Origin of the sequence: Mycobacterium sp. (assembly GCF_036488105.1) — a bacterium.
Lineage (GTDB): Bacteria > Actinomycetota > Actinomycetes > Mycobacteriales > Mycobacteriaceae > Mycobacterium.
This window is the reverse complement of the sequence record NZ_DASXHW010000419.1, coordinates 1-24262: the sequence shown is the minus strand read 5'-3', so window position 1 is coordinate 24262 and position 24262 is coordinate 1. Positions and strand designations below refer to the sequence as shown.

The 24262-nt window shown below is 63.0% G+C and carries 23 protein-coding genes and 1 pseudogene; 2 read left to right on the top strand and 22 right to left on the bottom strand.

Going from position 1 to position 24262, the window contains the following annotated elements; genetic code table 11:
* The first annotated feature begins 826 nt into the window (after positions 1 to 826).
* Complete coding sequence (locus tag VGH54_RS22135; RefSeq protein WP_331514244.1) at positions 827 to 1216, top strand: hypothetical protein; 390 nt, start codon at positions 827 to 829, stop codon at positions 1214 to 1216.
* 103 nt (positions 1217 to 1319) lie between these two features.
* On the opposite strand, the gene VGH54_RS22130 is transcribed toward VGH54_RS22135, so the two are convergent.
* From VGH54_RS22130 to VGH54_RS22080, 12 genes and pseudogenes are all read right to left on the bottom strand, one after another.
* Positions 1320 to 2006: a sortase domain-bontaining protein gene (locus tag VGH54_RS22130; RefSeq protein ID WP_331514243.1), complete on the bottom strand. Its 687-nt coding sequence runs from the start codon at positions 2004 to 2006 to the stop codon at positions 1320 to 1322.
* A gap of 86 nt (positions 2007 to 2092) precedes the next feature.
* Entirely contained in the window at positions 2093 to 2644 is a 552-nt protein-coding gene (locus VGH54_RS22125) for a hypothetical protein (RefSeq protein ID WP_331514242.1), read from the bottom strand.
* A gap of 33 nt (positions 2645 to 2677) precedes the next feature.
* On the bottom strand, positions 2678 to 3184 hold the full coding sequence (locus VGH54_RS22120) for a LysM domain-containing protein (RefSeq protein WP_331514241.1): 507 nt from the start codon (positions 3182 to 3184) through the stop codon (positions 2678 to 2680).
* On the bottom strand, positions 3184 to 4449 hold the full coding sequence (locus tag VGH54_RS22115) for a hypothetical protein (protein ID WP_331514240.1): 1266 nt from the start codon (positions 4447 to 4449) through the stop codon (positions 3184 to 3186). The genes VGH54_RS22120 and VGH54_RS22115 overlap by 1 nt, the downstream gene beginning before the upstream one ends.
* Positions 4450 to 4555: 106 nt before the next feature.
* Positions 4556 to 5674 (bottom strand): annotated as a pseudogene (locus VGH54_RS30070) (ferric reductase-like transmembrane domain-containing protein); the annotation flags it as partial.
* A 65-nt stretch (positions 5675 to 5739) separates the two neighbouring features.
* Positions 5740 to 6141, bottom strand: coding sequence for a hypothetical protein (locus tag VGH54_RS22110; RefSeq protein ID WP_331514239.1), 402 nt, complete (start codon positions 6139 to 6141; stop codon positions 5740 to 5742).
* Between the two features lie 268 nt (positions 6142 to 6409).
* Positions 6410 to 7393 carry a glycoside hydrolase family 25 protein gene (locus VGH54_RS22105; protein ID WP_331514238.1) on the bottom strand — a complete coding sequence of 328 codons (984 nt, stop codon included), beginning with the start codon at positions 7391 to 7393 and terminating at the stop codon, positions 6410 to 6412.
* A 61-nt stretch (positions 7394 to 7454) separates the two neighbouring features.
* Entirely contained in the window at positions 7455 to 8150 is a 696-nt protein-coding gene (locus VGH54_RS22100) for an NUMOD4 motif-containing HNH endonuclease (protein ID WP_331514237.1), read from the bottom strand.
* A 767-nt stretch (positions 8151 to 8917) separates the two neighbouring features.
* Positions 8918 to 9310 carry a hypothetical protein gene (locus tag VGH54_RS22095; RefSeq protein ID WP_331514236.1) on the bottom strand — a complete coding sequence of 131 codons (393 nt, stop codon included), beginning with the start codon at positions 9308 to 9310 and terminating at the stop codon, positions 8918 to 8920.
* 2 nt (positions 9311 to 9312) lie between these two features.
* Positions 9313 to 9765, bottom strand: a complete 453-nt coding sequence (locus VGH54_RS22090; RefSeq protein ID WP_331514235.1) for a hypothetical protein — start codon at positions 9763 to 9765, stop codon at positions 9313 to 9315.
* Positions 9766 to 9907: 142 nt separating this feature from the next.
* On the bottom strand, positions 9908 to 11674 hold the full coding sequence (locus tag VGH54_RS22085; RefSeq protein WP_331514234.1) for a glycosyl hydrolase family 28-related protein: 1767 nt from the start codon (positions 11672 to 11674) through the stop codon (positions 9908 to 9910).
* Between the two features lie 64 nt (positions 11675 to 11738).
* Positions 11739 to 12704 (bottom strand): hypothetical protein, encoded by a 966-nt coding sequence (locus tag VGH54_RS22080; RefSeq protein ID WP_331514233.1) that lies wholly within the window; start codon positions 12702 to 12704, stop codon positions 11739 to 11741.
* A gap of 1912 nt (positions 12705 to 14616) precedes the next feature.
* On the opposite strand from VGH54_RS22080, the gene VGH54_RS22075 reads away from it, so the two are divergent.
* Entirely contained in the window at positions 14617 to 14883 is a 267-nt protein-coding gene (locus VGH54_RS22075; RefSeq protein WP_331514232.1) for a hypothetical protein, read from the top strand.
* Between the two features lie 14 nt (positions 14884 to 14897).
* Here VGH54_RS22075 and VGH54_RS22070 read toward each other — a convergent pair whose 3' ends face one another.
* From VGH54_RS22070 to VGH54_RS22025, 10 genes are all read right to left on the bottom strand, one after another.
* The gene (locus VGH54_RS22070) at positions 14898 to 15362 is read right to left on the bottom strand and encodes a hypothetical protein (RefSeq protein ID WP_331514231.1); all 465 of its coding nucleotides are present in this window, start codon (positions 15360 to 15362) and stop codon (positions 14898 to 14900) included.
* An 833-nt stretch (positions 15363 to 16195) separates the two neighbouring features.
* Positions 16196 to 16864: a hypothetical protein gene (locus VGH54_RS22065; protein WP_331514230.1), complete on the bottom strand. Its 669-nt coding sequence runs from the start codon at positions 16862 to 16864 to the stop codon at positions 16196 to 16198.
* A complete protein-coding gene (locus tag VGH54_RS22060) occupies positions 16861 to 17142 on the bottom strand; it encodes a hypothetical protein (RefSeq protein ID WP_331514229.1) in 282 nt (93 codons plus the stop codon). Before VGH54_RS22060 ends, VGH54_RS22065 begins: the two co-directional genes overlap by 4 nt.
* A 96-nt stretch (positions 17143 to 17238) precedes the next feature.
* On the bottom strand, positions 17239 to 17613 hold the full coding sequence (locus VGH54_RS22055) for a hypothetical protein (protein ID WP_331514228.1): 375 nt from the start codon (positions 17611 to 17613) through the stop codon (positions 17239 to 17241).
* 27 nt (positions 17614 to 17640) lie between these two features.
* Complete coding sequence (locus tag VGH54_RS22050) at positions 17641 to 17847, bottom strand: hypothetical protein (RefSeq protein WP_331514226.1); 207 nt, start codon at positions 17845 to 17847, stop codon at positions 17641 to 17643.
* A 111-nt stretch (positions 17848 to 17958) separates the two neighbouring features.
* Entirely contained in the window at positions 17959 to 20013 is a 2055-nt protein-coding gene (locus VGH54_RS22045; RefSeq protein ID WP_331514225.1) for a phage tail protein, read from the bottom strand.
* Positions 20014 to 20016: 3 nt separating this feature from the next.
* Positions 20017 to 20475 carry a hypothetical protein gene (locus tag VGH54_RS22040; protein WP_331514224.1) on the bottom strand — a complete coding sequence of 153 codons (459 nt, stop codon included), beginning with the start codon at positions 20473 to 20475 and terminating at the stop codon, positions 20017 to 20019.
* Between the two features lie 31 nt (positions 20476 to 20506).
* A complete protein-coding gene (locus VGH54_RS22035; RefSeq protein ID WP_331514223.1) occupies positions 20507 to 20815 on the bottom strand; it encodes a hypothetical protein in 309 nt (102 codons plus the stop codon).
* Positions 20816 to 20978: 163 nt separating this feature from the next.
* Entirely contained in the window at positions 20979 to 22655 is a 1677-nt protein-coding gene (locus tag VGH54_RS22030; protein ID WP_331514222.1) for a hypothetical protein, read from the bottom strand.
* 88 nt (positions 22656 to 22743) lie between these two features.
* A partial coding sequence (locus VGH54_RS22025; RefSeq protein ID WP_331514221.1) for a hypothetical protein occupies positions 22744 to 24262 on the bottom strand: 1519 nt, incomplete at its 5' end.

Sequence of the window (24262 nt, the reverse complement as noted above, 5' to 3'; positions counted from 1 at the left end):
CGCTTATCAAACGGACGCGCCGGGCTTCTTGTTTCAAAGTGAGACAAATTCGGGTCAGCCCGTTAAGGCGGCCAGAAAGATATGTGCTAGCTGTCAAGAACTTAAGCGTGAGATAACGAAGAGGCCCCTACGCTGGGGAGAATGCCCATTCTCCGGAGGTCGGCTCACCCACTCGGTTGGAGGTGGGCGCCACGGATAGAGGCCTTATAGACCGGGTCCCCTACCGATCGGTAGAATTAATCGCTACCCCGACTGCGCCTTGCTTAGCGGCCTGCGTGCTGTCGGGGTAGCCCATTACTTAGATCAAGAGACGCAAGGTCTGGGCTCCTTGATCCATTCCAGGGGTGGAGGGGCTTGCGTTGTGAACGTCGTCACAGACCTGAGCATCGTTACCCAAACAGCCAGCGACCGTCCAGTCTTCAACCATTCGGCGTAACGCACGTTAAAGATGAGGCTGAAGTTCTCACCTTCAGGCTCATGGTAAGCGACGACCCACCGGTCTGCCATCGTCAAAAACGGGGTTGCACAACATGCGTACGACGGTGGCCCCCCGCCGCCGAGCCGCCACGCGAGGGGCAGGCTGCGAGACGACGGAGGGCCACCCTCAGAACCGGCTCAACCTCGGGGCGTCTCCCGAACGTCGCCCGAAGGAGCCAGTTCACCTAGCGGAGCGGCGCCGCCTACACACAGCGGTGTGGCGGTCCAGCTCCAGTCTTGTTCCCCGCCTAGTCCAACCCCGACCCACCATGTACCCGCAGTGCGGACACACAGCGAAGTAGCGCCGGAACCAACCCCTGCGGTACACGCCAGTCACGGCGCGGACACTATGGGCGGGCTCGTCATCAACGGCACCGGCGGCTGGGTGTTCAGCTCGAACAAGGGTGCAACGTCCGGCATTGTCGGAACCATTGGCGGTGATGTGATGCTGGGCGGCGGCAAAGGCGCGGGGGTCTGCGTGACCGTTACGGGCGCAGGTGTCTCCACGACCGTGACCGGTGGCGGGGTCTGCACAACCGTCACCGGAGGAGGTGGATCGGGCGTCACCGTGAGCCACGGGACTGGGTCTGGCGTAGCCGTCACAGTCACCGGCGCAGGCGTCTCAGTCACCACCTGCGGCTCCGGCGTTGGAACCGAGGTGGCGACCGGTACAGACGCTGGAACAACCGAGGAGACCACCGGATCCCCTGGCATTTGGAACACTGTGGGCGCCGGGTAGACGAGCCCAGCCCAAACCCCACCCGCTGCGGCGAGCGGCGCCATCCACAAGAGCAACCGTCGAAGCAGGCGTTTGTCGACGGCGTTCATGGCGCCGCCCCCGATCAGCTTGCGAGCTTGGCGTACACCAGGACCGAGCTCAGGTAGTTATGGTGAACGCGATCGAGGACCCCGCCGCAAGTTGCTAAATGCAACTCAGGTGCGGCGGTGGGGCCGTAGAACATCTCGCTCGGGAAGGCTGTCTTCGGTACGGTTGTCACCTTGTAGACAGCGAAGTTGACTGTCGATCCGTCGGCTCGTCCAACGCTGATGATGTCGCCGAGGTTCAGTGTCCCGAGCTTGTTGAACACGCCAAGCTGACCCCCACCGTCAACGTGGCCAAGCAGCACCGCTGACCCGATCTCGCCAGGTCGTACGCCCAAGTCAAACCATGACGCTTGTTCGGGGTGGCGGACGTCCGGAACCTGCACTGTCAGGTCCGGATTCACGCCCAGCGGAATGAGCGTGGACATGGCCTTGATCGCCGGGATGCTCACCGAAGTGGGCAGCGCCACCTGCGGCGCCCCCGCTGGTTGAGCAGCCGGGGCGGAGGTCGGCGCAGGGATCGACGCTGTGGTCGTCGGATCGGCCGACACGCTGACCGGTGCGGCGACCGAGGGGGTGGCGGACACGCTGGCCGAGACCGCCGCCGGCGCCGGTGAAGGCGACGCCGGCGACCCCGCAACGGCGATGCCCACAACAGCAATCGCTCCGACTGACAGGCCACCCGCGAGGATGGCCCGCCAGTTCACGGCACCTGCCTAGGGATTGAGATGGGTGAAGCGGACACGGCGAGATCTCCCACCTCGAGAGTTGTAGACAATCGGACAGTTGATGGTTAGCGGCCGTTGTCGCCATTCCCGGTAGCCGGGGCGAGGCAAGGCACCGCCGGGACGGTCATTGACGCGGTCGGACACGCCGGGGTGACCGGCATGGCGGGGGTGAGAACCAGCGGCGCCGGGGCCGGGGTAACAACGGCCGGGGCCGGGACAGTCATGCCCGCACACGCAATGCCCTGGGCCGCGATAGCCGCATTCAGGGTCAGGCGGGTGTCCAGCACAGCCTTGATCTTCGGCAGGTCGCTGACCAGGGACAGCATGCTGGCGTGCTCGGAGTACAGCTGCATGAGGCTGGCCTGCTGTGCGGCGGTGATGTTGCCCTGGGCGAGGATGCCCTCGGCGGTGGAGATGTTCGCGGCGGTGAAGCCGAGCTCCTTCGCCCGGGCAACGACGACGTTCAAAGCGTTGGTGTAGTTGACCTGCGCGGTCGCCGACAGGGCCATGGCGTTGGTGCAGTCGGCCGCGGTGGCGGCAAAGGCGGTGCCGGACAGGCCGAGGGATGCGGCGCTGGCCGCAACAACGAGGGCCAGGGCAGCGATAGTGCGCTTCATGATTGTGGTGCCTTCCTTGCAGTTGGGGTGGTGTTAGGCAGGTAGGCGGAGTTGCAGGCCTGGCCAGATGGAATCCGGGTGGGCCACCTGGTCGGTGTTCAGGGCATATAGCGCCTCCCAGGGGATCCCATACGCAGCAGCAATGTGCGTCAGCGTGTCGCCGGGCTGCACGGTGTAGTGGTCGAACAGCTGCTGCTGGTCCAGGGTCTCCACAAGGTCCGCCGTTTCGAATGTCGCCTGTTGCACAACGGCGACGGGCGCTACCTGTCGCCCAGCGGGCGCCGCAGCCTGGACGGCGGCCCGAACGGGCGCCTTAGCGTGATGCGCAGGATGGTGCTTATGCGGATGGCGGTGGCGGCTCATCACCGGCTGCACAGTGCTGTATGCGGCTGGCACCACAGACGCAGTGACAGGCTCAGCGTGTGCCGGGATAGCGGGCAGGCCGCCGGTGATTTCGGCCAACGCCAAACCGCCCACGGCGATCCGGGCAGCATTAACCACTAGTCGGCCGGGGGCCCTGTGGCGTCCTCGGTAGCCCATCAGTTCCCACCACCCATGTAATCGCCGGAGCCGTCACCAAGGGTGTCCCCATAGTTGCGTTGGGGGCCGAAGAAGTTCCCCCGGTTGTTGTTCTGGCCGGGGGGCGTGCCAGTCGGGCAGTGAAGGTTGACCAAGGTGGCCGCAAACCGCACCTGGAGAAAAGTCGCTAGATCTGGTGCCATCGCGATATCGGGGGACGGCTTGCCGACCTCGAAAGTGCGGTCCGCGATCAACCGGGCCGGGGCGACCGCCAGCAAGTTCTGACAGTAGTAGGCAGCATCAATGGTTTGGAACGCGGGCGGCTGGTTAACGCCCAGCCGGTACAGGTTCATTTTCGGGAATGAGAACCGATTGTTGAACAGCGCCATCGGATCGTTCGGCGGCACCAGCGCAACCGGCGCCCCCTGCGCCTCGGCCTGCAACTCGTTCAGCGCGAGAGAGGTGGAGACGCGACCGCCAGCGGTCTGGTCGGGCGCCGTGAACGAGGTACAACCCAACGCCGGGGCCACGAAGTTCGTCAAGAGCCCGTTGTCCGACCCGTTGGTGAGGAACGTTGCCCCGGGCGGCAGCGCGCCAGTGTCCTGGCCGGTCTGACCGTCCCCAAGCGCTACGTAGCGGGTGAGAACGTTGTCGGACTGGTCCTGATCAACCACAGAGAAGTCGCGGGTACTGGGGCACGGCAGCCCGTCGTTACCCGTACCCAGCGGGGGTACCTGCAACAGGCCGGCGGCAACAGCTGCGTGCGCGGCCTTGAAGAACGCCGGGGCGTTGCAATAGGCGAACTGCCCGAACGGGCTACCGAATAGGCCGTTTACACAGCCGTAGCCGTGCGCCAACGTCAGCGTGTTGCCCTGGAATCCAAACCACAGACCAACGACAGCGCCGGCCGGAACGGTCGGCACCACCGTTTGGATCGCCGGGCGCGTACCACGGTCAATGACCAACGGGCGGTAGATCGTGACCTGACCGGTGGCCGGGTCGAGGATCGTTGCCTCCACGAAAGCCGACTGCGCCGGGTTCGCCTCGTGGCATGGGCCTTGGCGGCGGTCCGTTGCGGTCAGCTCGTACGGGGTTCCCAACCCCCCAGCGGACAGGGGATTGGGTGGGACGACGAGGGTGCAGTTCGGGTTCACGGCGGCCAGGAGTGCCGTCGGGGCGGTAGGTCGGGATTGGGGCTGTGTCGGCTGGTCGGCCCACGCTGCCTCTACGTTCAGGCCGAGGACGAGGCCCACGAGGGCCAGCGTCATCACTAGTTTGGCGAGCATGTTGCGCACCGCGTTTTCCCTTCGGCGTCGGCATCAAGAATTTTTCGGAATTGATACGGCGCGGTGGGACACCGGCCAGGGTCAAAGCTGCGGACGTGTCCGTCACCATCGACGGCGGTCCACAGAGGAAGTAGCTCAAAATTCCGCGCATCGGCGGCCCCGGCAAAACCCGGTGCAACAACATCAAGTCAATGCGCCCCGTCAAACCCCGCCACTCCGGGTGCGGCCGGGTCACAACCTGCGTGACCTCCAAGTTCAACACCTGCGCCAACTCGTCAATCTCGGCGTCGAACAACAACTCCTGCGGAGACTCCGCCGCCTGAATTAGACGAATCGGGCGCCTATCACGGCGGTCCGCGCACGTCCGCAAAATCGACATCATCGGGGTAATGCCAACCCCCGCCGCGATCAACACCAAACCAATCGCGCTACTAGGCGGGGTGAACCCGCCATGAGGGCCATCAATCCACACCGGCCGCCCAGGCTGCGACGAAACCAAAGACTCCGTGAACACCCCACCGCGGCGAACCGTCACCTGCACCTGATGCGCATCATGCGCCGACGACGAAAACGAATACGGATGATCCGCCGAAGCCGCACGACGGTTGAACCGCAACCAACCAAACTGGCCCGGAGCAAAATGGGCGCCCCGCTTATTCGGCCGGTGCCGCCCCCCACGTGGCGCCAACGTCACCGTCGACACCGACGGAGACTCCGGGTGCACCCGCACCACCTGGTACGTGCTGTTACGCAGAGGACTCCACACCCGCCGGTACAAACCCCCCGCCAAAGCCAACGAAGCAACCCCAACAAACCAGGCCCGCGACATCGGATCCGCGATCAGGTGGTCCAGCCAGAACACGTGCAACGCTGCACCCGTTGTCACCACACCCGCCAAAATGAGGTGGATGCGCCGCCACTGGTCGTAGTTGCGGCGCTGACGCCACATCGCCGACCCAATCAACACGGTCAGCGCAACCGTTGACACGTCCGCAGCCTTAGATGCGCTTGTGCCGGACCACGGAAACAACAACCACACATTCGACCACGACTCATCCAAAACAAACAGGATGTGCAGTCCAACCGTGCCAACCGCCAACAACCCCAACGTGCGGTGAATCCCATACACCGAACCCACGCCGAACGTTTTCGTCAGCCACTTCACCCGGGCCGACGCAACCAACGCCACAACGATCGCCGCAACAGCCAACAAGCCAGTCGCCATAGCGCCCCAGCCAGCGTCGATCGTAATCAACCGATCCCCCTATTGAGTTAGCAGACGGGACCGGGTCAGGCGCGGTGGCGACCGCGCATGTTGAACTCAGCGTTGTAGCTGGGCTGCTCGTACTGGGCGGACGAGTACGGCTGGTCGCTGTACCCCTGGTCGTGGAACGCCGGCGGCATCGGAGCGGGCGGCGGTTCAGGAGACAGCGGCGGCTCCGGCAACCACGGCTGGGCCGGCCCCGCATAGTTGTACAGATCCGGGCGCGGAGTAGACGGGGCCACATAGCCGGCGAAGAACGTCAGGGCCGGCGGGATCGCCGCCAGGATTGCGAACTGCGCCAGGGCGGGGAGGCCGCCGAGGAGGGAGGAGTTAGCGGCAACGGCGTTCAGCACCGCGATGCCCACGGATGCGCCAAGCGTCCACAGGGACGACGCCTGCACTTTGGACTCAATCGGACCAGTCAGCATCGGGTGCCCCTTCGCGGGAATTTGAGGTGTGGTTCCTGGTCAAGCGTCTCCAGGTGAACCAAAAGCCCAAGCCAGAAACCGAGGTAGATGAGGAGTGACACGTGGTGCCTGCGGTTGGCGGGATGGATCCCAAACCAACGACGGAGCGAGCGGCTCAAGGTTTCGAACCGGCAAGAGCGGTAAGCGATCGCCTCAATCACCGCGAACGCCACCAACGAAGACCCCAACCACGCCGACCAAATCAAATCCGAACGGTCCCGAGGGCGAGTCATGGCTTGGACAGCTTCGACGCGAGCATCCCCGCAACAGCTGCGGCGATCTTCGAAATGTCGGCGTCAGACAAAGCGGACGGCACGCCAGGCGTGATAGCGGCTTGCGTCTTCAATGCATCTACCGAAGCCTTCAGGGCAACCAGTTGGACGTTGGCCCTTCTCGCATAGTCGACCAATGTCAGCGACTCGTTGGTGCCACCTGGCCACGTCGGCCAGCCCGTCCAGGCGCCCATGATTGCTGAGCCGGACAGTTGCTGGTACGCCGCCAGAAGCTGCGCCGCCTGGTCCGCGTTCAACCCGCTAGCAGTGGTTGCTGCCGGGGGAGTAGTGGTCACGGGAGGCGCCTCCGAAGGGATTAATGTCGCCAGGTCCCAGATAGCCCAGTTAAGGTCTACGGCACCGGCCACGCCCTGGACCTGGCCGGACGAGGAATACTGGTGTAGGGCTGTGCGAGGACTGCCGTAGGAAGGCTTGCCGGGTGCTGTTCCCCAGCTGGCTATCCAAAGCGCGATGTTCTGGTCCATCCATTGTTCGCCAATTTGATTGGCAAAAAAGGATGCGCCGCTGTACAGCATGACCCTGAGGCACCCCGTCTTAGCGCGCAGCTCGGCAATGAACTGCTGGGCCCACTGAGACAGGTTCCCGGTCCCCGTCTCAAGATCTAGGCAGGGAGGAAGGTGTCCGGCTACCGCGCCTAGTCGGTTGACCTGCGCAGCAAAGAAAGCGGCATTTGCGGCAGCGGTCGCCGCAGTGTCCGCGAACGCGTAAAGTCCGACCTTAAGGCCAGCCGCTACTGCACCTTGGTATTGCACATCTAGGTCGGGGTTGATGTACCCAACGCCTTCGGTTGCCTTAATGTATACAAAATCCCGACCGCTGGCCGCTACTGCGGGCCAGTTCACCACGCCCTGGTGCGCGCTGACGTCGACTCCAAGCGCGTTCGCGGCGCGCGGAGCAGCCACCGGCGCTACTGCGGCCATGGGGGTGTCATCTACCCCGGGGGTATGCGGGAGCCACCCCAGCGCATCATGGCGCCATGCATCACAAACTTCCTCCATCGGGCTTCACTCCCATGATTTCGGCGTAGCGCCGGTCGGCCTCCTCTCGAAAGTTCAGAGGAGGAAGGCCGCGTCGGCGGCGGGCGCTTGCGGCGACGTGTGTGCGACCGCAAGCAAGGCAGGAACGACGCCCCCTCTCAGCGGCGGTCTTTCGCAAGTTGGGCGCCGTGAGCAGGTGGAGGCGCGAGCAGTGAGTGCGATTCCGGTTCGGATCGGTTCCGTGCCGCGCCATGTCGTGGTAGTTGGCGCTGGGGGTATCCCAGCGTAAGTTTTCGGGCCGGTTGTTAGTGGCATCACCGTTGTTGTGGCAGCACCACATGCCCTCTGGCCGCGTGCCGATGAAAGCCTCGGCGACGAGGACCGACACTTGCTTGAGGCGTGTTTTGCCGTTCATCGTCAGGTTTACGAGCACGCGGCCGTTGTTGAGGAAGACGCTCATTAGCCTGCGCGGTTGGCCTAGGCGGTTGAGGCGCCGCACCCGACCGTGGTCGCTGACGTCGTACACGCCCTCGTAGCCGGAGGCTGGAAGCCACCGCTCACCGGGAAGGCTCGGGACCTCGCGGCCCGCGTAGCGCTTCTGCTCCCACCGCTGCTGTTGGTAGTGCCACTTGCACATGCCGTGGCGACCACGGGCCGCATCGTCACAGCCGCCGTCTGAACATTTGACGGGAGTGCTCACTGGACGCTTAAGTAGAAGCGGGTCTCCGGTTGCTCTCCAGCGCGCGTAGTGCTTGATGCACCAGCCGCGCGACTTGGCGCGTTGGTGGCAGTCGTCAACCAAGCAGTCTCGCTCGCCTAGGTTAGACGCCCTGATCGGGACATCTGCCAATATGTCGCCGTGCTTGCGCCAGCGCTGGAGGTGTGACACGCACCATCCGCGACCGTTGACGGGCCGGTCGCACGTCGCTACGGAGCAGGTGCGCATGCGGGCGGGCACGGCGGGCGGTCTCGCATCAGTAGTGCCGCGCTTGCGCCAGCGCTGGTCATGCATGTCGCAACGCCCGTGTGCGCGGTGTGGTCGGTTGCAATCGGCCACGGAGCAGGTGCCCCTGGCAGAGACCTTGGCGGGGAGGTTGGTGCTGCCGTGCTTCCGCACACGCGCGTAGTGCAGGCTGCACCAGCCGTGCGCTTCGTACGGCCTGTCGCAGTCCTCGATGGAGCAGATACCATTACTCACGTCGACCCCTTCACGGTCGTCCACGCCCCGGGCCAGTCTTCAGCTGGCGCCGGGGTCCTTACTGTCCATTCTACTCGAACATTTGTTCGCCTGCTCCATCCGGAAGGCCGCTACGCGAGCAAGGCGAAGGGGCCTGCACGGTGTCTCAGGGGTGGCCACGATGTGGCACTGGCGGCACTCGTTCTTGATGGGCTTGTGTTTGCGGAGTAGCCGTTCGCATTTTTCGGGGTCGCGGATCAGCATCGCCACGATCAGCTTGTCGGGAAGGTTCATCCCTCGAGGTCCAGGCCCTTGGGCGGTGGGGGAGGTGTCAGATCGGCCGCGTTGATGACCTTGAGGAGTTGCCGCGCATAGACCGTGAGGACATGGATAGCGACGCGGTCCCCGGAGCGTTTTTGCTCGAGGTCTTCGAGGCGGCTGTTCAGGTCGGCGAGGTCGCGGCGCTGGTCTTTGACCTGGTTCCGCAGATCTTTGATCAGCGCGTCCCATGTCATACGGGCCTCGGTGTACGCCTGCGCATCAATCTTGGATTGCTCGAGTGCGATGGTGGCGCGTTGTGCTTTGGTGGCTTGGCGTTGGGTGAGGCGAACCCCGAAGTAGCCGATGACGGAGGTGAGAACCCCGCCGATGAGGGACAGGATGGTGACCCATGTGGAAGACACCGTTACTCCTTGGCGGGGTTGTCGTCCGGGTCGGGCCAGCCGGAGGTGATGAGGAGGACGGTTACGGCTGCCGACCAGATGACTGCTGACACCCAGCTGCGGGGGTTGCCGAACTCGCCCCTGGTGATGACGAAGATGGCCCAGGAGCAGGCGGACAGCACTGTCCAGATGAGTGGGGGTAGGAGGAGGGCGTTGAACCCGTAGGCGTCAATGTGTCTGCGGGGCAGGACGGCGGCGGTGATGCCGGTGAGCCCGCAGAGCGCCCATAGGAGGGCGGAGCGGTGGTCGGCTAGTACTTCGTCGAGGAGGCTGGGGAGGTGCCCGAACTGCTTGGGGGGGCTGTTGGAGAACCCCCACCCGATCACTAACCAGATCAGCCCGATCAGCCCGAGGAGCATGCGTCGCCGACCGTAGTGTTTCCGGGGGATATCCCTAAGAGACCACCAACGGGACATGCGGGACTCCTTCCGTCGCACTACGTTGAGCTGCGGGAACCCCGCGATTCACGTTCCCGCCAGGGGTGGTGAGGCGCGGGGTTCCCGCAAAAATCCCGTCGTGAATCACGACGGGAATCACTCGCGGAATCACGCGTGCCGGCTAGTAGTTCTTGGCGAACTGGGTGATGTACCACTTGGTCGTCGACGAGTTGTAGACGGCCGTCAGGAAGTCCCGCTTGCCGGTGCCGGACAGGGCGCCCGTGAAGCCGCCGAGCGAGAAGCCGGTGCCGGCAGTGACGGTCCAGCTGCCACCGCTAGACAGAAACTCCCATGTCGCCACCTGTCCATCGACGGGATTGGTTGGGACCCCCATCGTGAAGCTGCTGGTGGCGGTAGTGCGGAAGTAGTTCCCGAGTGCCGCGTTTGTGGCGAGCGTGCTGGCGAACGTCAGTGTGACTGGCGTGTTCGCCACGGCCCCAGAGAACGTCGCCCCACCAGTGAACGTCGGCGATGCGGTGGGGGCGTATGCGGCCCACCCGGTATTTGTGTCAGTGCCCGACTCCTTCACGTACAGAGTCGCGCTGGCGCTACCGTCGTGACGCAGAAACAGATCCCCCACGCGTCCGGTGACGGCGCTTTGGGGTGAACTGCTGCCCCATTGCACCTGGTTTAGAGTGCGCGTGTCCTGACCAAACCCGGCATGCAGGATGGGGTTCCCATTGGACGTATCGTTACTGAACGACCACGTGTCCTGATAGGTGACGCCGTCGGACAGCAACGTCTGCATCAACAGCGCCTTGCCGAGGCGAGTTTGCCGGTAGCGGACACCAATCGGGACGCCAGAGTTCGCGTAAATGTCGGTTAAGTCGACCATCGGCAGCCCATCGGCTCCGACGGAGCGGGACATGGTGAGCAACGCCGGTGCGGACGTGGCATCGCTGTTGCCGAGATTCAGCATCCCGGGCCAGATCACGGTGTTGTCGCGGTGGGCGTCCCAGATGATGAACGCTTCCGGATCGGTGGTTTGCCAATATCCAATAACAGTGTTCTTGGTGCCGTGCTGGGCACCGCCAGAATCATCGAACCGCACCTCGGCGGTAGCGGACGGGTTTTCGTGGCGGCACCCCAAGAACTGGCAACCGTACCCTGCTAGGTTAAGCCCGTAGGTAGCGCTCGACTCAACGTCAACGCCGTGGGCGTTGATGTGGTTGGTGTTCGAGTCAACCTGGATGCCGATGGTGCACTCGCCGGCGCGACCGCCGAACAGATTGTTACTGTTCGCCTGCCCGGTGAAGAGGATCCCAATCTCACACGAGGACACCACCAAGTTGGTGGCCGTGTTGTAGTAGCACGCCGTATCGTTCACCAGCTGAAGGCCATCGAACTTGACGCCAGTCTCGAAGGCGGAGACATACACGTCGGAGATAGAGCCCAGCAGAGCATTGTTAAGGAGAAGCCCGATGGTGCCGGAAACGCCCGAGCCGGGGCCAACGATGTAAAGCGATGCCAGTTTCCAATATTCGCGTCTTGTACTCACCCCGGGCGTTGTGGACGGGTCCATCTTCAGGAACACGCCAGACCCAGTGTAATTGATGGTGACCCCAACTGCGTTCTCCCCAACCATTGAGAACTGTTGGGCCATCCCAGACGGCACACTCAGTGTCGAAGTCACCTGGTAGGTGCCGGGCGGTAAATACACCGCACCCTTAGCGTTAATGGCCGCCTGGATCGCGGTCGTGTCATCGGTGCTGCCGTCCCCGACAGCGCCGTAGTCCTTGACGTTCGCCAGAAGGGTCGCCTTGTCCACCTTGGCGCTGACCCGCGTATCAAGGTCGTTGACCGCCGTGTTGAGTTCCAACAGGTTCGCCGCACTCAAAGGCGAGTCAGTGGATGGGCTGTTCTGCCAGCTGGGTAGCGTGTACGACACGGAATAACCTCCCGTAAAAAACGGCAAGAATGCAGGCGCAAACTCGTGAAGCGGGGCGACGGGATTAGTGGCTGACGCCCGAACCTGCCGCCATCGCCTCCGGGGCGGTGAAGCCCAGCCCGGCCAAGGCGGCTGGCAGCGTGACACCGAGGTTGGCGGCCATCGCCAGGTAGGCCGTCACGCCGACATCAGTGGCCAGTGGAGACGGCCACTGATCTCTAGCCGCAGCGGTGTCGGCAACCGTGCGGCTGAAGGCCGCCACACGTGCGACCGCATCAGCAACAGCCGCTGGATCGGTCAGAACGCGAAGGATCCTCCGCGACCGGGCCACTGCGTCCACCGCAAAAGTGTCATCGTCAACAGTCCGAGAAGCCTGATTCGATGGTGGCCCAGCTGTGTCGACTCCAAGTGCAGAGTCGGCGGCCGTGCGAATGTGCCCACCGATAAGGGCTGTAGCAGCGCTGTCGGTTCCCGCCGCAGAGTCTGACACCGCGCGCGATGCGGACCAGATTCGGACGACGAAGTCGACAGCTGACGTCGTATCGACGGCAGCCTGCCTGAGCACCGCGAGCCTGATGATGCCGTCGACCGCCGGCGCACCGTCTGCGATACCTCGAGCATCAATTACCGCTTGCCCGATGGCGTCTGTGGCGGTGGCCGCATCGGTGCGGGCGCGGAGCTGAGTTACGACCCTTGTGATCGCGTCGGAGCTCGTTGCCGCATCGTTGACGTGTTCGAACGTGGCCGCACGGATGGCTGCACCCACGGCGTCCACGGAATCGGCGTCATCTGCAACGCCCCGAGTGGCGAGCAGTGATCTGTTGGCGCTGTCCGCCGCCGCCGCCGCATCTGGTAGGCCACGTTGCGAAACGGCCTGGGCGGAAACCGCGGCAACCGTCGTGGCGCTGTCCGCGGCAGTGCGGGCAAACGTCTCAATGTGGGCGACTACATCGGTAGCAGCAGCGGCGTCCGCCGCAGCGCGGGCCAACACCTGGGCGGCACGGCCAGCACCGTCCGACCCTGAAGCCACATCCAATGCGCCACGAGTTTCGACGGTTTGACGAGTGGCGACGTCCGCCGCTGTCGCAATGTCGAAAATGGGGCGACTAAAGCCCAGGGGTGTCCGACCGACTACATCGGTAGCAGCAGCGGCGTCCGCCGCAGCGCGGGCCTCAACGTCCCTACCGCTGACGGCATCGGCGGCGGCAGCACTGTCCGCAACGCCACGCACGAAAACGGTAGCGCGACTGACCACATCCGAAGCGGCGGCCGTGGCACTGGCGGCCCGATTGCCAACCGCTGTCCGACTGACAGCATCCGGGGGTGCCGAATCAAGATAAAGCCCCGGAGATGGGTACAAACTCCCACTGGGGAGAAGGACATACTCCGTGACCGTACGACTGAAGCCCAGAGGCGCCCGGACAGCCGCATCCGCAGCTGAGGCGCTGTTCGCAACAGTGCGGTCGGACGGGCCGCCTCGTGAGGCCGAATCCGTTGCCAATGCGGAATCCGTCACGGTGCGCGTGGAGAGTCGCACAGCGCGGCCCGCAACATCCACGGCGAGAGCCGTGTCCGTCGGGTTCCGAGTTTCAACGGCCTGACGGCCTGCCGCGTCCCCTGACGCCGCGGCGTCAGAGATAGTGCGGCTGAGACTTAGGGCCCCCCGGCTCGCCGTGTCCACCGCGGCGGCAATATCGGCCGCACCACGGGTGAAACTGTGTGCCGCCTGGCTTGTGGTATCTGTAGCCGCCGCACTATCCACCGAGTTGCGGAGCAGAACCGCTATGCGGCTCGCCGCATCCGGCCCAGTCGCCGTATCTGAAACATTGCGGGCCGGGCTGAATGCGGCCCGACCGACTACGTCTGCGGCTACCGCCAAGTCAGCGACCTGACGGGGCGCGACGAAGGCCCGGACAATGCCATCCGCGAGCGCGGCAGCATCCGCCACCGTGCGAGAGAGGCCTTGCGTGGCGCGGCCCGCAGCATCTACAGCGGTGGCGCCATCCGAGACGGTGCGTGACTGAACATTCGCACGGCCGATCGTGTCAGACGCCGCCGCCGTGTCTGCGGGCGAGCGCGGCAACACCAACGACCGGGTGTCTGACTCTGTGGCCAGCGCGCTATCCGCCACAGTGCGGGCGGAAACCAACGCCGCACGCTGGGCACTATCCGAACCCGACGCCGAATCGGCAACGGGTCGAATCATCGTTCGAGCCGCCACGTCCGAGGCGGCCCCGGAGTCCGGCACGGTCCGATGCTCGACTATCCGGCATGTCAGAGCGTCGCCCGCAGTTGCCGTGTTGGCAACTACCCTGCGGTTCTTTATCTTGGTAATCGCCGCCACAGCTGCGGCAGAGTCCGAAACAGACCGAGAAAACCCCTGCGGGGCCGACTCGAACGCGACATCATCCGCTGTCGCAACATCATCAACCAACTGGGACAGCGTAACGCTGCGACCAGCGGAATCCGATGCGACCGCAGAATCCACAACCAACGTGGTGGATGATTCCTGCCCCAACGCAGAATCCGAAACACTACGGACCAAGCCCAGAGGCGCCGGGGTTGCCGAATCCAGCGCTCCCGCCGCATCGGAAACCGCTTCCAATCCGACGAACGTACCGCTGATCGCATCTGACGCGGCTGCGGTGTCGTTGAGAACGTAGTTGCGGGGGATGACGGGGGCGCCCGCAGACGCCGATGCGGTATCGGCGACAACCCGAGCACCAACCAGGTTCCGGACAAGGCTGTCCGCCCCCAAGGCGGTGGCCGAAACACTGCGAGTGGAGATCCGCGCGCCACGGCTGACGGTGTCCGCCCCTGAGGCTGTGCCAGCCACAGTGCGGGTAAAGACCAGCGCAGAGCGGACACTGTCCGACCCCGTCCCATTCGGGAGCAATCCCAAAGACGGGTACAAACCTACGTCGGGGGTAAGCAGACCTTCCGTGACCGTCCGGAACTGCGCACGGTTAGCGGCACCCGACGCGGTGGCGGAGTCGGCAACCGAGCGGGATCCCACCACCTTACACCCAACAGAATCCGATGCGGACGCCGAAGCAGACACCGCCCGGGCCTCAAAAAGAATACGGCTAACGGAATCCGACCCGGACGCGGTGTCGGCGACGATGCCCCACGCATTCCGCGACGGCGGTACCCGCCGTTGGCGTGCCGCCGTCTGGTACGGGATGTTCGATGGCGGGTACTGGCTGTAGGTACCCGGCATCGGTTATCCCAACTCTTCGAACAGAATGAACCCGTTAGCGGTGATCGAATCTGCCGGTGTGGTGGCGAGCTCGATGGTCATGCGCACACTGGCGCTGATGATCGGCCTCGCCTCGGGCACGGGGAGCCACAGGTACGGGGACCGCTCATACCAGACGTCCGAGTCGAAGGTGACGATCGTGCCGGCCGACGCCTTCGTGGTGTTGTTCGCCAGGACCACCGTCGTACCAACAGCGTCCTGACCGGACAACGGCACAATCGCCGGCGTCGATCCGCCAGCCCCCGTCGTCGTCTGCCCCCGCTTAAACAGGATGCTGAGGTTCTCCTCCTGTGCGTCCCCAACCTCAGTGGTCTGCGTCAACTTCACCATGTACAACTTCACATACTTGGTCGACGGCGGCACCAGCTGAAACAAGTCCTGTTGTGCGGTGATGGCAACACCGTTGAACTGCGCGGTCTGCATGGCCATGTTTGTTGCCTAACCGAAGTAGGGGCGAAGACGAGACACCAACAGGCCCGGATACGGCGGAGACAGAGTCGCGGGAGCTGTGATCGTCACATCGGCGATCATCCAGCCACCCAAAGGGCTGGATGTCACAGTTTGATTATCAGTACCTGAAACTTTATCCGCGATCACAAGGCCCGCGTTCCACGTTCCACCTGAGGTTTGACCAACAATGTTCAGGCGAGTGGCCCATGTTCCACCGGGATTAGACAATGTACCGCCAGTACCCGAGTTGCTTGAACCATACAAGTAGCAGCGCACCACCAAGTCTGACACCCCGGGCGCGGGGCTCAAAACACCTGAGGTGACTGACGACGAAACGGTATCCGCCGTAGCTCCACTAGCGGCGCTAACCACGGCACCAAACGGTGACGCAGCTGCCCCCGTATAACGAACAATCGCCCCGACCAGCGCAGCTGAACCTGAAGACGTAACCGTCAGGGAGCCAGTCTCAGACCCGGTTGCTGCTTTAGTGAACACCGAACACCATAACGAGTTCCCACCGACGGCGGCTGCCGAGGCCGCTGAAGCCCAACCGCTGGGTGTCGTGAAGATGCCATTATTGGCGTCCGCCGCGTATAGAATCAGCGGGTCACCGGCCACGATGCCCGAGGGGTAGGGCACCGCCATGGTAGTAGCCACAGCGTTAGTGAACGGAGACGCCGGGTAGGAGCCGACCGAGCCGAACGTGATCGCCATCAGCCCCGGCCACCTTCCACATCAATCAACAGTGACCGGGGCATCAAACTTCGTAATCCAATGCACTGTCACTCACATGAACGTGAGACCAAGACGAATCACATGGTCACCGTCTGGGTAACCGTAAGTTGATCTCCGTTTGCGGAGACGGTGGCACTGGATGACAGGGCGGTTTCGTGGAACATGACCCCTGTAGAGGAGGTGGCGGAGTCGAAGGTGCCGATTCCGGTGAGGGTGACTGGTGAGCTGCCGGTGTAGGTCCAGGTGCTGGTCAACGTGTAGGTGTTGTTTGTGCTGCTGGTGGAGAAGGTGTGGGCGAAGGTGGCGGCTTGGCGTGACAGGCCGTTGGAGGTCTGCTCTCCGGACAGTGACGTGTCGCCGTGTACCGGAGTGAAGCTGCCGGTGTTGGTCAGTGCCATGTAGAACACGGACGCGTTGCCTGGGACGATGATGAACGACTGGCTGCCCGTAGTGGGGGTTGTCGCCGCCGCGCCGGTGGGGTTCGCCGGGTTGTACCACTTGTCGATCGTGAGCGCCGTTGCGGTGTTAGACGTAATAACCCCGTACGTCTGTCCGGCAACGACGACGTATCCGGTCCACACGTTCGTGGCGCCGAAGTTGGTGGAAGTGCTCACGGTCCACGCCGGTGAGGTTCCTGGGGTGACCGTTGTTGCGGCGTAGGTGATGCTGCCGGTGCTTACATAACCGGCGAGGCCGCCGCCCGCCAACTGGAGGGCCTGCTTGCCCTGGCCAATGTCAGTCTTCACTTGGTTCGCCCTTCATCATCCTGCTTGGCGGTCGGGCGCCCGACCGGGCATCCGAAGTGTTTGGCGATTGCTTCGGCGAGTTCGGGATCATCGGATTCGACCCACGTGGGGGGGTTGGTGCTGTGTAGTCGCCACAGGCCGTCGGTGTGGATGATGTCGCGGAGGGCGCTGTCGAGGGATCTGCCGTCGGGGATGACGACTTTGGTGATTGCGTCGGGGTCGTTGGATGGTTGCCCGTTGAATATGGGGTTCGGGTTGCCTAAAGAAACGGTTGGCATGTGTGTTCCTTTCCGTTAGAGGCGGGAGAGTGGGGGCAAACGAGAGAGGGCCCGGTGGACTTCTCCACCGGGCCCTCTCTGTTCGCGCTGTGGAATTTAGCTGTGGGTGATCGACGGGGACAGCGCGAGTTTCCCTTCAACGATCCGCGTGGCAACCCCACCCGGGCTGCTCAGCACGACGTCATAAACCGCTTCGACGAACTTCCACGCGGAGGACTCCACCCCGGACAGGCGGACAGTCACCTCGGTTCCCGACGCGGAAACGGTGCCGATTCTAACACCACCGGCGGTGTTCCATTCGAAGAAGACAAGGTCGTTGTGGCTGTAACGGATTTGCGCCCGCACTGACCAGCCGTCCACATTGAGGGGGGCGCCTTGGGCGTCGGTGATGGCCCAGGTGCGTGTCCATGCGGCCCCTTGGGGGACGGTGATGTCGTCGCGGACCGCCCCGGATGGGTTGCGCGTAATCACAGACGCCACCTCCTCAGCGCGTCACGGTCATGGGATGACAATGTTGTTGGGCACGTGGTGCTGGCCCAACACGATGAGGTCAGTACCGAAGTGCTGGGCCCACACCACGTGCCCAACAGCGGGATGATTAGTGGCGGAGTACGACTGCATGAACCGCACCCCCGGCAAAACCAAACCGGATGGGTCGTTGAACTGAAAGCTCACGATGCCGTTGAACAGGTCAACGGCATTCACGGTGCCTTGGTGTAGCGACATTTGCGGTGCGCGTGGTAGCCACGATGGGGTGCCCCCGCTTTTTAAGTTGCGGGCCAGTCGGTCGAATGAGGATCCCATCGCCGCCCCTCCTTATGTGTTGGTCGACTGGCGGAAACACACCAACTGCTGTGGATCAGCGGGGCTAAGGGAAGTCGTCATCGAGTTAATCATGTAGGTCCCGTTAGCTTTCACTTCAGAACACACGATCTTCACAATGTCGCCCGGCTCCAACGCCGGCATCGGCACACACGTAATTGTCACCGTGTCCGCTGCACCTAAAGAGTTGAACAATAGCGCGTTGGCGGTGGCCTGAGCCTGATCCTGCGTAATCACCAGCGGGAACGTCAGACGCTGCGTAACCTCGCCGTAATCGCCCAAGATGTACGTTTGCGAAGACGGGTCGTTGTCGAACGCTTCCGCCGTCACCGGGTTCGACGACGACGTCGACTGGCCCTCAACGATGATGTGGTTGAAAGTTTGCTCATCCGATAGTTCCCGTGAGGCTTCGACAACAACCGGGTTGGAGCCCTCGTCGAACGTCCACACCGGGATGCCCTGACGCGGATCCGGCACTGGGCGGAACGTGAACACCCCGCGCGGATCGAAGAACGCCTCGAACCCGATCGCGGTCGCCAAATCCTGGATGTCCTGCCACGGGTCACCGCCCTGCTTGAGGCCGTACACCACAATTTCGGGCAGAACTGCTGTGGTTGATGCGATCGAGAAGTCCGTTTGCGACGGCAACCGGTCTTTGACCATGGCCATTACGGCGTCGCCGTAGTTGAGGCCACCCGGCACCGTGTATGGCATTGGCCAAATGTTGCGCTTGATGGCCAGCGACAGATCCGTGACGTGCACCTTGATAGAAGTGCCGGACCCGGTCTGTCCGCCACCACGACTAACAACACCCGTGGACGTCGCCACGCTCGTAGACGAACCCGAACCGGTGGTGCCGCCGACGGCCTTCACCGTGACCTTGTCGATCATGCCGTGGCCGATTGCCACCAACTCGTCAACACCAGAATCCGACGACACCTGCAACTCAAGCGACAACACCCGAGGCGGCGGATCCGACGCCCCACTACGAGTCAAGGTGACCCGGGCAATAACGGCTTGAGTGGCGATGTCACCCTCGAAGAGCCGCGGTATCGCGCGGTTGTTCGTCGCCAAGTCCCAGCTGGCCCCATTATTGATCGACGTTTCGATGACGCACGTCGTCCCCACTGGGGTTCTGGAGGCCCAGCGCACAACGGACCCGGTCACCGGCGCCCCAGTAAGCGTCAACTGGTCGCTCACCCAATAGCCCTGTAGTGGATTGAATGCCGTGGTCACAGAAGAGACCGTTGAAACACTCCCAGTGGAGAGTGTTACCGCCGTCGAGGTGGAGAACGTTGCAGACGTGACGGCCGACGTAGCCGTTATGCTGCCCGCAGTGGCCGACACATCTGCGGCGGCCGTCAGTGCCACGGGGAAGAGCTTGGCCTGGGCGTTCTCCTCGGCACCATATTGGACGGAATATGCAGGAGTCGTCCCAGCCGAGCTGAACGCTAGAGCAAACAGCGCTGAAGAGATTTGGGCGCCGAACGGCGTGTACGTGGCACCAGAGCCATCAGTGGCAACCAGATTCGTCCACCCTGTGGGGGCGCCCCATGTAGTGCCAGTTGTGTTGGCCGTGTTGCCAACCCAGTTGATGAGCCATATCAAAGCTGCACCGACCGGTGCTGAGAACGTATAGCCGCTTATCGAGCCGCCGGTGATAGACGTCGCAGGCAGGATTAGGTTGTTACCTGTCGGGGTCGGATTGGTTGGCGCGGTAGAAGGCGCAACCCCTCTTACTGTGGCTAACAGGTATCCGAATGCCGAGTTAAACGGAGTTGGGTTAGTGTATTGTACGAACGTGTCGGTATCGCCTGCCACCATCCGCCGGTAGCACATCCTGCCACCAGTTGTTGGGGTGCCGAACGTGGTGTACCCCGGCGGCGTGACCGTATAGTCCAGGCTGGACCCCTGTATTGTGCAGAACTGGAGAAACAGGCGAATATCATTGGCCTCAAAGTTCGGTCCGGTCGTGACGGGAACTGGCACACCATATGCCGGGGGCGTAACGCTAACTGACATATCGAAAAACTGCAGTTTCGCCGGCATGGCTTAGGTGTCCGTAAGGGTGCCAAGAACCGCCGTCAATGCACCGCCCGTAGTTGTGCCGGAGTAGCCCATCACAGCCAGGGGGAGACAGCCCGAGTCCGCAGTGCCGGACGTCGGCCGATAGGCAAGCACAATTGCCGCAAGGGTGTTGTTTATCGCCCCACCAGCAGCGGCCCACACCTGCGTAGCGAACGACACCGTTGGCCGGAAGTTCGTTACCAAATCGTAGGTGATAGTAATATCGGCTGCGGCTAACACTCTGCGAGTGTAATTCGTAAAAGTCGCCTCAACCCCACCAGCAGTGAATATTGCCGCGAGGGTCTGGCAGTTGCGCATGATGTTATCCGTCGGGATGCCAGTGCTTTGCAATGGAACAACTAGGATGTTGTCCGTCCCCAGCGGAAACATACACTTCTCGACGAATCGACCCTTGGCATACGTGTTTGCAAGCGGACTCGCCATGGGCAATCCTTACTGTGCGAACGAAGCCCCCCTAGTAGGGGTACAGCGTCGACGACGGATACAAGCTGGACGGCGGAAAGAGGTCCGCAGCGGGTGCGGGCCCCAAAGTAAGAGACCCGTCTGAAGGGTCAATCAGGGTGCTGCACAAAACCCCGGTCGAACTGCCGGACGGCACCCACGAAGCCGCACTCCCGTAGAACACGGACTGAACATCGACGCTGCTGATCCGCACGCCCCGATAGAGCTGCATCCGGGTGCCGAACGGGGCAAGCATCGAACTCATGCCCTCAGGAGTCAGCGTCCCGGCTGGGTCGGCGAGTTCGACTTCGAAACTGCGCATCTGCGCAGCAGTGCGATCCGCCGTGACCGCCCCAGTGTGAATAGCAAGCTGCGCTACGACTTTGCCATCTTGGATAACGTCGCAGCGAGGAACAGCGCGGTGGGGTTTGCTGACAGTCTCGTCAAACTGCGAAGAGCGGCCCTGCATGCGAGTCCCCCCGGGGCTAGAAAAAGCTCGGCGTCAACGTCTGGGTCATCACCAGTTTTCGACGGCGCCACTGAACGGTGGTCGGATCACCAGGTCGGGCGTTGTAATCCTCTTCGGTGTCCTGCCCCGACGCCCCCGGCCCTGTAGACACCCACAGCTGGCCCCCATCCGGCTTCTGAAGCAGCAGCGTGACCCCCGTGCGGTCCAACTGGTCAACCGCAGACCACAGGGTCATCGGATAGTTCGAGTCGCCGTCAATGAAAATCAGTTCAAGGGAGTATTCGTCGCCGTAGTTTGGGCCATCCACAATGAACGGCAACGTCGTCGAACCGGCACCGCCCAAAGGCTGAAAGGTGCCCTGCATGCGCCGCTTGACGACCTTAATGCCAGCATCAGAAGTCTTCGGCGCAGATACCGGCAGCACCGTGTTCAGTAGCGGGTTCGTGGGGTGCTTCAGCCAAAACTGGTTACCGGTCGGCGTTACAGACAGCACGTTCGAGGGCGATGTAGCCGCCACCAACGGCGACTGCCCGTAGGCAATAACGCGGTACTGGGAAGTCACGTTGATTGGCGCCACATAATCCCAGCCGGTAACCGGCAACAACCCGTTCGCTGGCAGCAACGTGAGGCTCGGGATGGACGGCGAGCCGTCCGGCAATAGCCAAGTCACACCACCATCACGGCTGGCCTGCACCGTGAACGCTGTGGTGGCCGGCGACGAGCCCCCGGGGGTGAAAGTGACGGCGACTCTGTTGTTGGCGGAGTCGAACACTGCCGACGACAACACAGCTGCGGTGGGCGGCGTGGCCGCTGATGCTGCGCGTGTCCAAGAGGTTGAGGCGGGGACAGTGTTGAAGTCCCCCGAACCAGCCCACCGCGACGTGGCCTGCACGTACGCCGAGTAACCACCATCAGTGATGTCGCTGGTCAGCGTCCACTGCAAACCCTCGCCCAGGACAACTCCAGACTGCTGAAGGGGGGCTGTCACGAACGGGGTGAAGCCGACAGCAGCCACCTGCGCTGCGGTGTATATGGCCGTCTGAGATGCCTGCTGTGGCTGCGAATCCGGAGACGAATACGTCCACGTCACCGTCGGCCGAGTAGTCGTCACAGTCCCCGTGGGGGCCGTGACGGTGACGCTCGAGGCCTGCTGGTAGGTAACATCGAGATAGACCGCCGACACCTTCAGGAGAGAAGTGGTGGAGTCGTCGCCGCGCCCCATGTCGTAGGTGAACCCATTGAGGTTCGTCGTCGGATCCCACACCTGGCCACCTGGACCGGTCGTGAACGTTCCGAGGTTCTCCTCCACCCACGTAGCCGCAGACGGAGAGGTGGGGCAGTCCGAATCGAAAGGAGTTTTGTCGATCTCCAGGGACTGCCCGGCCACCTGAATGATGCCCGTGCGGGAACGAAACCAATGGTGACAAACCGGGATATCCGCCCCCGCAACAACGGACAAGATGCGGCGGCGCAACGTCACCGAATAAACCTTCGCGCCTGCCGGGATTGTCGGCGTCGGAAACCCCACCCGGACGACCTGCGAATCCAGCCGGCAGCGGCTCGCAAACTGGATGTAGGAGGTGTCAACGTTGTCGGCGAGAGCCGCAGATGCAGAAGCAGCCCCGACTAGGGTCGCCACGGTTCCCAACTGGGAGGTGGAGTTCGGCCGGATCGTCGTAACAAGAAGCGCCACCGAGTCACCCCCTTTCACTATGAAATTTAGGCAGAAATGGGTGGCGCCTAGCCCCCGACTCGCAGGGGCTAGGCGCTTGATCAGGTGTTTAGCCGCGCTGGCGGTTGTACGAATCCGCGATGGCGTTCACGGCCGAGTCGATCTGCGTGGCGACCTTGTCGTCGATTGGCTGCCCATCCAGATAGACATGCACGTGAACAGGCTGCGGTGCCGCGGGGGTGCCAGAACCAAGCGTCACCGCCGGTACGTTCGGCAATGACGCACCCGAGCCGGCTACACCCAACAAACCCAACTGGCCGAGAGCGGTCTTCGCCAACGCGCTACCGATCTGCGGGATTGCTGCCTGCGTGAAGTTAGCCGCCGTGATCACCGAATCCACGCCGGTCAGAACACTGCGACCCCACTCCAACCCCACCTGCAAACCAGAGCTACTGGCAATCGACTTGACACCATTCGACGCGGTCGTTACGGCCGACCCGAAACCGCCCACCATCGCATCGACATACGGGTTGTACTGGGCTGAGCCATCCTTGTTAAAACCCTGACTGACGCCGTTGACCGTATTACCGTAAACACCCTTGTACATGTGGCCTTGAACGTTCGGGGTGAAAGCAGCCTCGGCGGCTGGCTGCCCCATCGCAAGAGCCTGGAGGTGCGCCTGGTACGCCGCCTTTGAGTCCCGCTCGATCTGCGCATTACGCTTCGCAGCGGCCCGCTTTAGTTCGGCCTGGGTCATCGTGTTGGGGTCTTCGAAATGGCCGTCACCTGATGGTGGCGGCCCCCAACGGTCGGCGGTATGCGCGTTCCACGGGGTGACCATTCCGCCGCCGCCGCCTCCGCCGCCTCCACCGCCACCGCCGCCCCCTCCGCCGCCGCCCGCGCTGGCGCCGAGGCTGCCGAACATGTTGCCCCACTTGCCCATGCGGTCGCGCATGTCGTGGTCAACGTCGTCCCACTCTTTATCCAACCGGCCACGACCACCACGAACACCATCCGACCAACCGCGCATACAGTTGTCGCCGACATCGTGGAACTCAGACGACGGGGACTTAATGCCCAGCTTCTTTTTGGGTTGATTGAGTACCGCGCCGGCCATCTTGCCGGCCGCATCCGCCGGACTATTGGCCCCCTTGTTGATGCCGTCAGTCATGCCCTGGGTGATACTCCCGCCCATGGCCTTGCCCTGCTCGTTCATCGAACGCTGCTGCTGAGCATCACCAACAGCACCAGGCTGACCCGTTTGACGTCGGAGCACCGCCGCCGGATCCTGCGACGTCAAACCATCATTGACCAGGCTCTTCGCGTTGTCCTTGAGGACAGCACGCCCAGCCTCCAACTGATCCTTACGCTGATTATGCGGAGACTCAGGGTTGTTCGGATCGGTCCTGAACCCAGTCTTCTCCATCGCCTTGCGCTGCGCATCATCCTTACTGGCCTGACGCTTCTTGTCCTGCTCCTGCTGCGCTTTATGCTGAGCTTCCAACCGCGCCCGAGTGGCCGGCGAATACCCCATATGCTGCAACTGCGCCTCAAACGCCGCATCAGACTTCGCCTGCGGAGACTGCGCCGACGCATCCTTACGCGCCTGCTCCTGAGCCTTCTTCTGC